Source organism: Duganella rivi (genome assembly GCF_009857435.1).
Lineage (GTDB): Bacteria > Pseudomonadota > Gammaproteobacteria > Burkholderiales > Burkholderiaceae_D > Rugamonas > Rugamonas rivi.
Genome location: NZ_WWCK01000006.1, coordinates 15,769 through 27,957 on the forward strand (window position 1 = coordinate 15,769; position 12,189 = coordinate 27,957).

The 12,189-nt window shown below is 63.3% G+C and carries 8 protein-coding genes; 1 reads left to right on the top strand and 7 read right to left on the bottom strand.

Annotated elements, in window-relative coordinates; all coding sequences use genetic code 11:
* Positions 1-4: 4 nt before the first annotated feature.
* From GTP45_RS19605 to GTP45_RS19630, 6 genes are all read right to left on the bottom strand, one after another.
* Positions 5-901 carry a hypothetical protein gene (locus GTP45_RS19605; RefSeq protein ID WP_161015586.1) on the bottom strand — a complete coding sequence of 299 codons (897 nt, stop codon included), beginning with the start codon at positions 899-901 and terminating at the stop codon, positions 5-7.
* A gap of 136 nt (positions 902-1,037) precedes the next feature.
* A complete protein-coding gene (locus tag GTP45_RS19610; protein ID WP_161015587.1) occupies positions 1,038-2,897 on the bottom strand; it encodes an FAD/NAD(P)-binding protein in 1,860 nt (619 codons plus the stop codon).
* Between the two features lie 70 nt (positions 2,898-2,967).
* Complete coding sequence (locus tag GTP45_RS19615; protein WP_161015588.1) at positions 2,968-6,117, bottom strand: efflux RND transporter permease subunit; 3,150 nt, start codon at positions 6,115-6,117, stop codon at positions 2,968-2,970.
* A 3-nt stretch (positions 6,118-6,120) separates the two neighbouring features.
* Positions 6,121-7,260, bottom strand: a complete 1,140-nt coding sequence (locus GTP45_RS19620; RefSeq protein ID WP_161015589.1) for an efflux RND transporter periplasmic adaptor subunit — start codon at positions 7,258-7,260, stop codon at positions 6,121-6,123.
* Positions 7,261-7,386: 126 nt separating this feature from the next.
* Entirely contained in the window at positions 7,387-8,742 is a 1,356-nt protein-coding gene (locus tag GTP45_RS19625; protein ID WP_371874484.1) for an ATP-binding protein, read from the bottom strand.
* Positions 8,739-9,467, bottom strand: coding sequence for a response regulator (locus tag GTP45_RS19630; RefSeq protein ID WP_161015590.1), 729 nt, complete (start codon positions 9,465-9,467; stop codon positions 8,739-8,741). Before GTP45_RS19630 ends, GTP45_RS19625 begins: the two co-directional genes overlap by 4 nt.
* A gap of 191 nt (positions 9,468-9,658) precedes the next feature.
* On the opposite strand from GTP45_RS19630, the gene GTP45_RS19635 reads away from it, so the two are divergent.
* On the top strand, positions 9,659-10,177 hold the full coding sequence (locus GTP45_RS19635; protein ID WP_161015591.1) for a Spy/CpxP family protein refolding chaperone: 519 nt from the start codon (positions 9,659-9,661) through the stop codon (positions 10,175-10,177).
* Here GTP45_RS19635 and dsbD read toward each other — a convergent pair whose 3' ends face one another.
* Positions 10,178-12,115: a protein-disulfide reductase DsbD gene (gene dsbD, locus GTP45_RS19640; RefSeq protein WP_161015592.1), complete on the bottom strand. Its 1,938-nt coding sequence runs from the start codon at positions 12,113-12,115 to the stop codon at positions 10,178-10,180.
* Between the last annotated feature and the right edge of the window lie 74 nt (positions 12,116-12,189).

Consider the following 12,189-nt stretch of genomic DNA (forward strand, 5'->3'; position numbering starts at 1 on the left):
GATTTTAACGGTACGGCCGCTTGTAGTCGGGGAAGAATTCCTTCATCAAGAAGGAGAACATCTGGGCCTCGTCCGCTGGACGGGTGCTCAGGGTGACGGTGCGGCCCTGGCGCTGCGACTGGAACGGCACTTCTTCCGGCCAGTCTTTGCGGATCAGTTCCATCACGCGGTGGATGATCGCGGTTTCAATGTCCACCTCGGCGCCACGCTCGACGTGCACCGCTTGCAGCCACTCACGCTTGAAGTTCGAATTCCAGTGGCGGAATTTGATGTCGGCCGAGGTCAGGCGCAGGTCGACAATCTCCAGCAAACCACCCTTCTGCTCCCGCTCGCCACTGGCCGAACGGCCTTGCGCGCCCATGATGTTGGCCATGGCGATGCGCTTGCCGCGTTCGGCTTCGGTCTCGGCTGGCTGCTGCGGCGTTGGCTGCGGATTCTGCGCTTCGCGCGCGGCGCGGCGCTTGGCGATCATTTCCGACATGTCTTGTTCCGGCGGCGGCGTCATGGTCGCTTGTACCGGCGGCACGTAGGTTTCCAGCTTCGGCTGGGCCGGCGCAGGCGCGCTGCGGCTCACGGTCGGCTTCTGCGGCGCAGGTTTGACGGCTTTCGGCTTTTCCGGCTTGACTACCGGCTTGACCGGTTTCTTCGGCTCGTTCAGCGGCGCGATGTAGACCATTTCGCCGCGCTTGGCGGTGGCCGGCTTGACCGGCTTGTGCGACGGCGCCAGCAGGTAGTACAGCACGCCCAGCAAGTGCAAGGCGATCGAAATGCCGATGCCGATGCGCTGGTTCTTGGACTTACGTTCCCACGTGGCGTAGCCTTCCTGTGCTGAAGGCAGGCGCTGGCCGCAAGTCTCGCAATATTCGGAATGCGCGGAGAGGATATGGGAATCGTGGTGCAAGATGCAAACCTTGGGGAACGCAGAAGTCGTCAAAATGGAGCCATAGTGCCAGAGTCCCGCTCTTTTGGGAACCGCGCAGGATAGCCACTTTACAAGTTCCGGCCCTTGACGGGTGTTACTGTATGTATCAATCGCTTTACAAAGTGCTATGACTTGTGGCCGATGTCACACTCCGGCGGCGCGCCCCGCGACGCGGATTACCGGCGATTTGCGCTACCAGCATGGCCACGCAACGGTCGGCGTCGAGCACCTGCCGGGAGCGCATCTGCGGCCGTGGCAGGGCGTGCGTGTAGTAGTGCGGCCCCTCGGCCGGGTAGCCCAAGGCCCATATGTTGGCGACCACGTCGCCCTGCCCGTTCAGCGGCTGGCCGGCGCGGTTGATGTCGATGCCGCCGGGGTGGAAAACGCCGTTGTAATACGGCCGGAACAGGCCGCGTTTTAACATATTACGGATGAGTAAGGATGTGTCGGTTTCGGGGAAAAATGCGTCCAATCTTGCTATGACGACTACATCGACCGGCTGTTTTTCCATGCCGCCGGCAAATTTGGTGTTGAGCAGGTAGATCGAGTCGTTTTCGTCGATCTCGATGCGGCTGCCGGGGCCGGACTGGAGTGCGATCACGCCGGCGTCCAGCAGCGCCAGCAATTCCTCGTTGCGGCGTAGCGGCGGGCCGAAGGCGGCGCGGTTGATGGCCGGGTGGTAGACGTTCAAAAATTTGCGGTGCGAGGCCGGCGTCAGCCCGCCGTGCTCGATGGCCGCCTGCAGGGTGGCGCGCACGTCGCGCAGCACGTCGGTGGCGGCCTTGGCCGGGCTGGCAAGGTTGCCTTTGCGGGCTTCGGCCAGGTCGGCTTGCAGCCAGTCGCGGAAGTAGCGGCGGAAGTCGTGCAACGAGGCGAATTGGCGGGCTTGCAGCGGGAACAGCAGTTCGGCGAAAAGCGTGTCGTCATCAATGCTGGTTGCGCCCGGTGTGGCGCGGTAGACCTCGCCCATTTCCCGCTTGAGCAGGGGCAGCAGTTCGCGGTCGAAATCGAGCTGGCTGGTGCCGCGCGCGATCAGGGCCTGGCGGCGTAGCGCGTCCACCGCGTCCGGCGTGAAGTAGCGCGGCTGGTGGCGGCCGTTCAGGCCTTTCTGATTGATGCCGCGCGCCGCGTAGGGCAGGCAGTTGCGCGAGCACAGCGTCAGCTTCGGTTCGCGGCCGGAGGGCTGGTAGCGCAAGCCGTCTTCGCTGTCGATGAAGGCGCCGCCCCGCCCTGCCGTTAGTTCGGCAATCACGTCGTGGGCGCTGAGGCCCAGTCCCTGGATCGCCACCCGCGCGTCGGCGCTGATGCGCGACAACTGCTCGACCGGGTAGACGTGGCGCACCAAGGCCAGCTTGCTGTTGTAGCGCGCGTGGTCTTGGGCGAACTTGGCCAGCCATGCATCGAGGTCGCTCGGCAGGTTGCTGCCGTGGCCGGTGGTCAGGAATACGAAATCGCTGAGCACGATGTAGCCGCTGTCCAGCTCGATCACGAAGCTGCCGTCCGGCTGCTGGCGCAGATCGGCCGCGCGCAGCCGGTGATGGGTCAGCGAGACGCCAGCCGGCATGGCCGCCGCCACTTGCTGGTAGACCCAGCCCAGATATTCACCGAGCAGGCTGCGCGGCAGGTAATCGCTGTCGGTGATGTCATAGCCACCATTGCCGCCCAGCCGGTAGTAGCGCTCGCCCACGCGGCGATAGCCCTCTTGCCGCGCCCACTCGGTCAGCGAAGGCGTGGCGCACACCGGGGCGTGCTCTACGGCGCGCGCTGCCGGAAACATGGTGACCTGGCTGGCCAGCGTGTTGATCAGCAAATGCTGCGGCTGGCGCGCCGCGTGCACACCGGCCCCGCATTCGCCGGGATCGATCAGGATGATGTCGAGCAGGAGTTGGCGGGCTGTCGCCACGGCAGCTAAGCGCTCAAGCACGCTGAGGCCGCGTGGGCCCATGCCGATGATGGTGATGCTGGTGCGTTTCATCTGATCGCCTCTTTATCGTGGACAACTTGTCCATGATAAAGAGACGATCTTCAGGCCGGCTTGTTACGGCTCAATGCTTGTTCACGGCTTTCAGCGGAACCGGCTGAACGTGCTCATGCGGCACAACAGGAATCGCCTTGTCGGCTTCGATTTCGGCGTCCAGCATCGGGCCGGTGCCGCTGTACTTGTCGAGGAACAGGTAGATCACCGGGGTGATGTACAGGGTGATCACTTGCGAGAAGATCAAGCCGCCGACCACGGCCAAGCCCAGCGGCTGGCGCAGTTCGGCGCCCGCGCCCAGGCCCAGCGCGATCGGCAAGGCGCCCATCAGCGCCGCCATGGTGGTCATCATGATCGGGCGGAAGCGCAGGATACAGGCTTCGCGGATCGCCTTCTCCGGCGTCATGCCCTGGTTGCGCTGGGCGTCCAGCGCGAAGTCGATCATCATGATGGCGTTTTTCTTGACGATACCGATCAGCATCAGGATGCCGATGATGGCGATCATGGTCAGATCCATGTTGAACAGGCGCAGCGTAATCAACGCCCCCACGGCGGCGGACGGCAGGCCGGCCAGAATCGTCAGCGGGTGGATGTAGCTCTCGTACAGCACGCCCAGCAGCACGTAGATCACGCCCAGCGCGGCGATGATCAGGATCAGCTGGCTACCTTGCGAGCTCTGGAACACAGCCGCATCGCCGCCGTAGTTGGTGATAATGGATGGCGGCAGGTGCATGTCGGCGGCCCACTGGTCGATCTTGGCGGTGGCCACGCCCAGCGGCACATCCGGCGCCAGGTTGAACGACAGCGTGATCGCTTGCAGCTGGCCCTGGTGGTTGACGGCGGTTGGGCCGATGGTGCGTTCAACCGTGGCAAAGCTGGACAGCTGCACCAGCTGGCCGGTCTTGTTGCGTACCGAGATTTTGGTCAAGGCGCTGTCGAACTGGCGGTCGGCGTCAGCCGCTTCCAGGATCACGTAGTAGCTGGCGGCTGGCGAATAGATGGTCGAGACCTGGCGCTCACCAAAGGCCAGATACAGCGCGGTGCGGATATCGCCGATTGCCACGCCAAGGTTGTTGGCCTTGTCGCGGTCAATCTTGAGCGAGGCTTGCAAGCCCTTGTTCTGCGAATCGCTGGTGACGTCGCGGAAGTCGGGGTCGGCGCGCATGCGATCCATGTACTTGTCGGCCCACTCGTTCAGCGCGCCGGGGCTCACCGATTGCAGCGTGTACTGGTAGCGCGATTTGGACTGGCGTCCGCCCAGCTGCAAGTTCTGCACTGGACTCAGATAAACGGCGATGCCCGGCACTTGCTTGGTGGCCTTGCGCAGGCTGTCCAGCACTTGCGGCATCTTGGCGCGCTGGTCGCGCGGCTTGAGCACCAGGAACATACGGCCGGTGTTGCCGCCGCCGACAAAGGAGGTCACGTCCTGTACGTTCGGATCGGCCTTGATGACGGCGGCCACTTTCTCTTGCAGCTCCATCAGCGCGGACGAGGAAATATCCTCAGAGGCTTCCGTATTCACGCGAATCTGGCCGAGGTCTTCCTCGGGGAAGAAGCCTTTCGGGATGCTGACGTACAGCACCGCCGTCAGCGCAAACGTGCCCAGCGCAGCCAGCAGCACGATGTAGCGGTGGTGCAGCGCCGTGTCCAGGGTGCGGGCGTAGAAGTTGCGCAGCGCGCCGAAACCGGCTTCGAACCAGCGGCCGATAAAGTTGCTCTTGTCGTGTTCTGGATCGATGGCGTCGGCCGGCAGCAGGCGGCTGGCCAGCATTGGCACCAGCATCAGCGACACCGCGGCCGACACCAGCACGGACAGCGCCACCACCACGGCGAATTCATGGAACATCAAGCCGATCACGCCCGGCATGAAGAAGATCGGAATGAACACCGCCACCAGCGAGACGGAGATCGAAATAATGGTGAAGCCCATTTCCTTCGCGCCCACCAGCGACGCTTCCAGCGGCCGCTTGCCCATCTCGATGTGGCGCACGATGTTTTCCAGCACCACGATCGCATCATCGACCACCAGGCCGACGGCCAAGGTAATCCCCAACAGCGACACGTTGTCCAGCGAGTAGCCAAACGCGTACAGCAGCGCCAGCGCACCGAGCAGCGAGATCGGCATGGTGATCGCCGGGATGAAGGTCGCAGCAGCGCGGCGCAGGAACAGGAAGATCACCATCACCACCAGGCCCACGGTCAGCAGCAGGGTCAAGTTGACGTCGTGAATCGCTTCGCGGATCGACACCGAGCGGTCATTCACGAGGTTGATGTTGATCGAGGCCGGCAATTGCGCTTTGAACTGCGGCAGCAGGCGGCGCACGCCGTCCACCACTTGCACGGTGTTGGCGTCCGGCTGGCGCTGCACCAGCAGCACGATGGAGCGCTCGCCGTTGTAGCTACCGGCAGCCTTGGTCGACTGGAAGCTGTCCTGCACGTCGGCCACGTCCTTCAGGCGCACCGGCTCGCCATTGCGCATGGCGATGATCAGGTTGGCGTAGTCGGACGCTTTCATCAGCTGGGCGTTGCCGGTGATGGTCAGCGTTTGCGCCGGGCCGTCGAGGATACCGAGCGGCGTGTTGGCGTTGGCCGATTTGATTGCTTGCTGCAACTCGTCCAAGGTCAGGTTGCGCGCGTTCATCAGGTCGGACTTGGCGCGGATGCGCACGGCAAAACGCTTCTGGCCGTTGACCGAAACCTGCGCCACGCCGGGCAAGGTGGACAGCGACGGTGCGATCAGGTTTTCAGCGTAATCGTTTAGCTCGGACAGCGTCAGCGATGGCGAGTTCATGGTCATGAACAGCACCGGCGCATCGGCCGGATTGACCTTGCGGTAGGACGGCAGATCGGTCATTTCGATCGGCAACTGGCGTTGCGCGCGCAGCAGCGCCGCTTGCACATCAACCGCTGCTTCGTTGACGTTGATGCTCGGATCAAACTCCAGCGTGAGCGAGGAATTGCCCAGCGTGTTGGTGGAGGTAATCAGGCTGAGGCCGGCAATCGTGGAGAACTGCTTCTCCAGCGGCAGCGCCACCGAGGACGCCATGGTTTCCGGCGAGGCGCCCGGCAAGTCGGCCGAGACGTTGATCACCGGCGTGTTGTAGCTCGGCAGGGCCGCTACCGGGATGTAGAAATAGGACAGCACGCCGGCCAGGATCAAGGTGGCCGACAGCAGCACCACCATCACGGGACGGCGGATGCACAACTCGGAAAGGTTCATCGCTTAGCCTTTCTGCTTGACACTATCGGATGCGATACGTACCTTGCCGCCCGGCCGCAGATTTTGCTTGCCGTCGACAATCACTTGCTCGCTGCCATCCAGTCCGGTCACGGCGGCGCTTTCGCCAAACGCATACAGGCGCTTGATATTGACCACCTTGGCCGATTGGTCTTTGTCCACTGCGTAGATGAAGGTGCCTCGGGTGTTGCTAATGATAGCGTTTTGCGGAATCACCGTCGCGTCTTTTATCACGTGCGAGACCAGCTTGGTGTTGACGTACTGGCCCGGCCACAGGGTGGTGTCCTTGTTGTCGAACTGGGCTTTGACGCGGATCACGCCGGCGACTGGATCGACGGTGTTGTCGATGAAGCTGAGCTTGCCGTTGACTTCCTTGGCGATGCTCTCCAGTTTGACGGAGACCGGCACCGCGCCCTGCTGCTGGGCCGCCATCAGGCCGGCCAGGGCAGTCTCAGGCAGAGTGAAAGCGACCGTGATCGGATCGAGCTGGGTAACGGTGGCCAACAAGGTGGTCATTTGCACCAGGCTGCCCGGATAAACGTTGATGGCGCCGACGCGGCCGGTCATCGGCGCGCGGATCGCGGTGTAGCTGGCATCCACACCGGCCGAGCGGGCGGCGGCGATGTCGGCGTTCAGCAGTGCGCGGGCCGAGTCGACCTGGCTTTTCAGGGTATCGACTGCGCCTTGGGCGATGAATTTTTTCTCCAGCAGTTCCAGCGCGCGCTGGTACTGGCGCTCGTAGTCGGCCAGCGAAGCGCGGTCGCGCTCGACTTGCGCCTGGGCCTTGTCGACATTGGCGCGCTCGCTGCGGTCGTCCAGTGTGAACATCAGCTCACCAGATTTAACAAACTGCCCTTCCTTGATGTGCACTTTGGCGATGGTGCTGGTGGTTTGCGGGTGCAGATCCACGGTGCTGATCGGCGTCACGGTGCCATTGGCTTGCAGCACAACCGGCACGTCCTGGCGCACTGGCGCCACGATGCGCACGGTGGTCGGGCCTTGCTGGCCGCCATTCATGGGCTTGTTGCCGGCGGCCGGCTTGGCGCCGTCGTGCGTCATGAACCAGGCGCCACCACCCAAGACAACGATTGCACCGACCACAAATGCTAAGGAAGATTTTTTCATTTTAATAATATTTTTGATGTCGAAAAATATCGTCGCCTTGATAAGGCGAAATATTGTCGCATAGTATCTATGAGAAAAACTGCGGCAGTATGACCAGCCGCAGCATTTTTTCTCATTGAGTCTCGGTTATTTGCCTGCGTAATACTCCGGCACGACCAGCGTCACTTCCAGTCCGCCGTCTTTGTGGTTGGACAGGGTGACGTTGGCGCCATGCTGTTCGGCGATATTGCGGGCGATGGTCAGCCCCAGGCCGGTGCCGCCGGACTCGCGCGAACGCGACGTCTCGATGCGGTAAAACGGTTCGAACACGCGCGCCATCTGGTCTGGCGCTATGCCGGGCCCGCCGTCGCGAATGCGGATACGCGCCGCGCCGGCCAGACGCTCCACCGTGACGTGGGCGAAGTGGCCGTACTTGACGGCGTTGTCGATCAGGTTGACCAGGCAGCGGCGAATCGCCATTGGCCGGCCCATCAGCGCCATTGCCGCGCGGCCACGCAGTTCGACTTGCTGGCCAACGTCGGTGGCGTCGCTGCACACGCTGTCGAGCAGCGCGTCCAGATCCAGCGCCTGCATGGTCTCGGTGGAGTCCATGCTGCGCGCCAGATCCAGGCCTTCCTTGACCATTTGCTGCATGGCCGACAGGTCGTCGATCAGGCGCTGCTGCAATTCGGGATCGCCGACTTTTTCCAGCCGCAGGCGCAGGCGCGTCAGCGGCGTTTGCAAGTCGTGGGTAATCGCGGCCAGCATTTGCGTGCGCTGGGTGATGTGCTGGCGGATGCGCGCCTGCATCGCATTGAACGCAGCGCTGGCCTGGCGGATTTCCGACGCGCCGCTCAGGGCCACCGGCGGATGGTTGATGTCGTTGCCCAAGTCCTTGGCTGCCTGCGCGAGGCGCTTCAGCGGGTTGATGGTCATGCGCGCCACCAGGTAGGCAAGGAAGGCAATGCTGAGCAGGAACGGCAGCAGCGACAGCAGTTCGCTGTGCGTGGACGCTGGCGGCTGGCGCGGTGGCAGGACGGACAGCTTGAGGATGTGCCCGTCGTGCAGCGTGACGTTCATGGTCTCGCACGTGCCGCGCCATTGGGTCGGCGCGAACATGCTGGTGGTCTGGCGCGGCTGGTCGCAGGCGATCGGGTGCTCGGCCAGCGGGCCCAGCTTGTAGCGCTCGCCCAGGCGCTGTTGCAGCGAGGTCGAGAATTCAGTCGGCGGCAAGACTTGCGCTTGCGGCATGTCGCTCATTTCGAGGCGCACGGTGCCGCGGCTGGCGGCGACCAGGAAGGTCGGGCGCGCGCTTTCCGGCATGACGTCGGCGGTGGTGATTAATTGCTCGGCCCGTTCCAGCGCGTGGAAGTCGCGGTAGCGTTCCAGCGCGCGCGTGCGCTCGTTGACGGCCAGCCACTGGGTCAGCGCCGCCGAAGCGACGATGCCAAGCAGCAGAACCAGGAACACACGTCCGGTCATCGAACCGAGGAAAGCTCTCACGCTTGCGGCTCCACCGTCACTTGGCCGGCCAGCACGTAGCCGCCGTTACGGACTGTCTTGATGATTTGCGGCATGCGCGCGTCTTCGCCGAGCTTCTGGCGCAGGCGGCTGATCTGGATGTCGATCGAGCGGTCGAACGGATCAGCATCGCGGCCTTGGGTCAGGTTCAGCAATTGGTCGCGGTTCAGCACGCGGTTCGGATGCTCAAGGAAGACCTTGAGCAGGCGGAATTCCGCGCCCGACAGCATGATCACGATGCCGTCCGGGTTGAGCAGGTGGCGCGCGGTCAGATCCAGCGTCCAGCCGGAGAATTTCATCTGCTGCGCCTTGTCGGCGCCGACGCCGACCGGCATGGCGTTGCTGCGGCGCAGAACGCTGCGGATGCGGGCCAGCAGCTCGCGCGGCTCGAATGGCTTCGGCAGGTAGTCGTCAGCGCCCATTTCCAGGCCGAGGATGCGATCCAGCGGCTCGTTGCGGGCGGTCAGCATGATCACCGGCAGGGTCGAGTGGGCGCGCAGCTTGCGGCACAGGGTCAGGCCGTCGTCGCCGGGCAGGTTGAGATCGAGCACCACCAGTTCCGGGCGCCCTTCGTCCAGCATTTTCCACATGGCGGCGCCGTCGGCGGCGCACAGGGCGCGGTAGCCGTTGGATTCGAGGTAGTCAGCCAGCAGGGTGCGGATGTCGCGATCGTCGTCAACGATCAGAATTGTAGATGTCGGTTCCATGCGCTCATTATCCATGCAAGACCATGAACCTATTGTATCTTCTTGTATATGGCTGTTGGGGCTTATCGCGGGCGAAACATCTGGATACAAAAACATCGGTGAGAGCAACGTAAGAGCAACCTTGGGCCGCCAATATGGTTCCAAGCGCAGAACGCTGCGATGACTAAACTCTCAATGATGGAGGAACGACCATGAACACCTTACGCAAAAGCATCCTGATCGGTTTTACGGTACTGGGCATGGCAGCCGCGCACGCCCAAGAAGCCAAGCCGATGGCCAAGCAGCACGATGCGCATCCGACCAAGGAGCAAATGCAGGCCAAGATGGCTGAGATGTACGCCAAGCGCCAGGCGCGCCTGCATGATTTGCTGAAGCTGACCGCGCAGCAGGAATCGGCATGGGCCAGCTATCAAGCCGCGATCAAGCCGGCGGCATTTGACGGCAAGCGCCCTGAGCACAAGCCATTCAACAAGCTGAGTTCGCCAGAACGCCTGACCTTGGCGCTAGAGATGACCAAGAAGCGCGAAGCGATGCTGGAAACCCGCCTGAAAGCTGTCACCACGTTCTACGCGCAGCTAAATCCAGCGCAGCAGACGCTGTTCGATGAGCACAGCTTCGGCGGCGAGCGTGGCGCCATGCGCGCCCGCTGGCAACATCGCGGCCATCGCGGCGGCTGGGGCCACGAAGGCAGCCCGCGCCACGAAGGCTGATTAGTTCAGCGCGGACAGGGATGCGGTGAATTTCGCCGCATCCTGGAAGCCGATCACGCGGGCGTTGGCGATTTCCTTGCCTTGCTTGTCGAACAGGATGATGCCCGGCGGGCCGAACAGGCCGAAACGTTTCAGCATGGCCTTGTCGTCGGCATCGTTGGCGGTGACGTCGACTTGCAGCAGCACGCTGTTGGCCAACTTGGCGCGGACTTGCGGATCGACAAAGGTCAGCTTTTCCATTTCCTTGCAGGACACGCACCAATCGGCGTAGAAGTCGAGCATGGCGGTTTTGCCGCCGGTTTGGGCCAGCACGGCATCCAGTTGTTCGACGGTTTTGATGCGCTGGAAGGCCAGCGGTGCTTCGTGTGCTGCCTTGCCGGTCAAATGCGCCAGCGGCGCCAGCGGATCGCGGCCACCGCTGACCACGCCCACCAGTTGCGCTACGCCCAGCACGGCGACGATCACGCCAACCGATTTGGCCACCCACTGGCCGGAATTCATCAGCAGATACATGCCGTAGCCGACGAACAGCGCGGCCCAGCCCATCATCTGCACGGCGCCCGGCAGCACTGGCGAGACCAGCCACCAGCCGACGGCCAGCATCAGCACGCCGAAGAAGCGCTTCACGGAATCCATCCACATGCCGGCTTTCGGCAGCAGTGCGCCGGCCGAGACGCCGACCAGAATCAACGGCACGCTCATGCCGACCGCCATTGCAAACAGCGCGCTGCCACCGATGACGATGTCGCGCGATTGGCTGATGTAGACCAGCGCGGCAGCCAGCGGCGCCGCCACGCATGGGCCGACGATCAGCGCGGAGATGGCGCCCATGACAAACACGCCGGCCAGTTTGCCGGAGGCTTGCTGGTTGGAGACGGTACTCAGTTTGTTTTGCAGAGCGGCTGGGACTTGCAGCTCGTAGAAGCCGAACATGGACAGGGACAACAGCGCCATCAACAGGGCGAAGGCGCCCAGTACCCATGGGTTTTGCAGGGCGCTGGCCAAGCCTTCGCCGGCCAGACCGGCCGCTACGCCAAGCGCAGTGTAGACCAGGGCCATGCCGAGTGCGTAGGTGACGGACAGGATCAGGCCTCGGCTGCGGCTGCTCTGCGCGCCTTCGCCAACGATGATCGAGGACAGGATGGGCACCATCGGCAGCACGCAGGGCGTGAAGGAGAGGCCCAAGCCCAGCAAGGCGAACAACGGCAGGATGACCAGGAGTTTGCCGCTTTTTAAGGCGGCTTCCAGGCGGCCGGATTCGTTGGCTGGTGCGGGAGCCGTGGTCACGGCTGGGGCCGGCGGGGCGATGTCGGTTGCGGTTGGATTCGGCACCGTGTAGATTTTCACGCCGGGCGCGGCTGGTGCTGCCTTGCCGCCGTCGACGCCAAAGCTGACTGCGCCTTGGCCGGCTGCGGCCGCTGGCGCGGCAGCCGCCACGCTGCCTGCCGCCGCAACAGTTGCGCCGCCCGAGCCCGCTGCGGGCGCCGTTGGCGCGGCTGCGGCAGGCACCGGCACCGCGCCGCTACCGGTCAGCGATGCCTTGTAATCTTGTGGTGCGTAGCACAGGCCTTTCTCCGAGCAGCCCTGCCCGCTCACCAACAGCGTGAACGCACCGTTCACTTCCACCGGAATCGTAATGGTCACGCCCTTGCGATACGTCTCCACGTCCTTGGCAAAGGTTTCGTCGTAATGCACTTTGCCCGGCGGGATTTGCGGCGCACCCAGCTTGGCGCCCTGCGCGCTGAATTTGAAGCGCTCGCGGTACATATAGTAGCCGTCGGCAATCTGGAAGGTCACGGCCGCGGTATGTCCATCCACCATGCGCGCCGAAAACTTGAATGCCTCGGACGGATCAAGGAAATCCTCCGCGCGGGCGGGCTGCGACAAGAGCGCGATCAGCGCCAGCAGCGGCGCGATAAAACGGACAAATCGGGACATGAAAATCTTCTCTCAGGGGGACTGGTCATTGGAGCAACAGGCATAGTACACCGAGCGCGTTTTTCCCGCCTGAG

Coding starts and splice junctions, on each gene's coding strand:
- GTP45_RS19610 (WP_161015587.1), bottom strand. CDS start 2,897: ATGAAACGCACCAGCATCACCATCATCGGCATGGGCCCACGCGGCCTC.
- GTP45_RS19615 (WP_161015588.1), bottom strand. CDS start 6,117: ATGAACCTTTCCGAGTTGTGCATCCGCCGTCCCGTGATGGTGGTGCTG.
- GTP45_RS19620 (WP_161015589.1), bottom strand. CDS start 7,260: ATGAAAAAATCTTCCTTAGCATTTGTGGTCGGTGCAATCGTTGTCTTG.
- GTP45_RS19630 (WP_161015590.1), bottom strand. CDS start 9,467: ATGGAACCGACATCTACAATTCTGATCGTTGACGACGATCGCGACATC.
- GTP45_RS19635 (WP_161015591.1), top strand. CDS start 9,659: ATGAACACCTTACGCAAAAGCATCCTGATCGGTTTTACGGTACTGGGC.
- dsbD (WP_161015592.1), bottom strand. CDS start 12,115: ATGTCCCGATTTGTCCGTTTTATCGCGCCGCTGCTGGCGCTGATCGCG.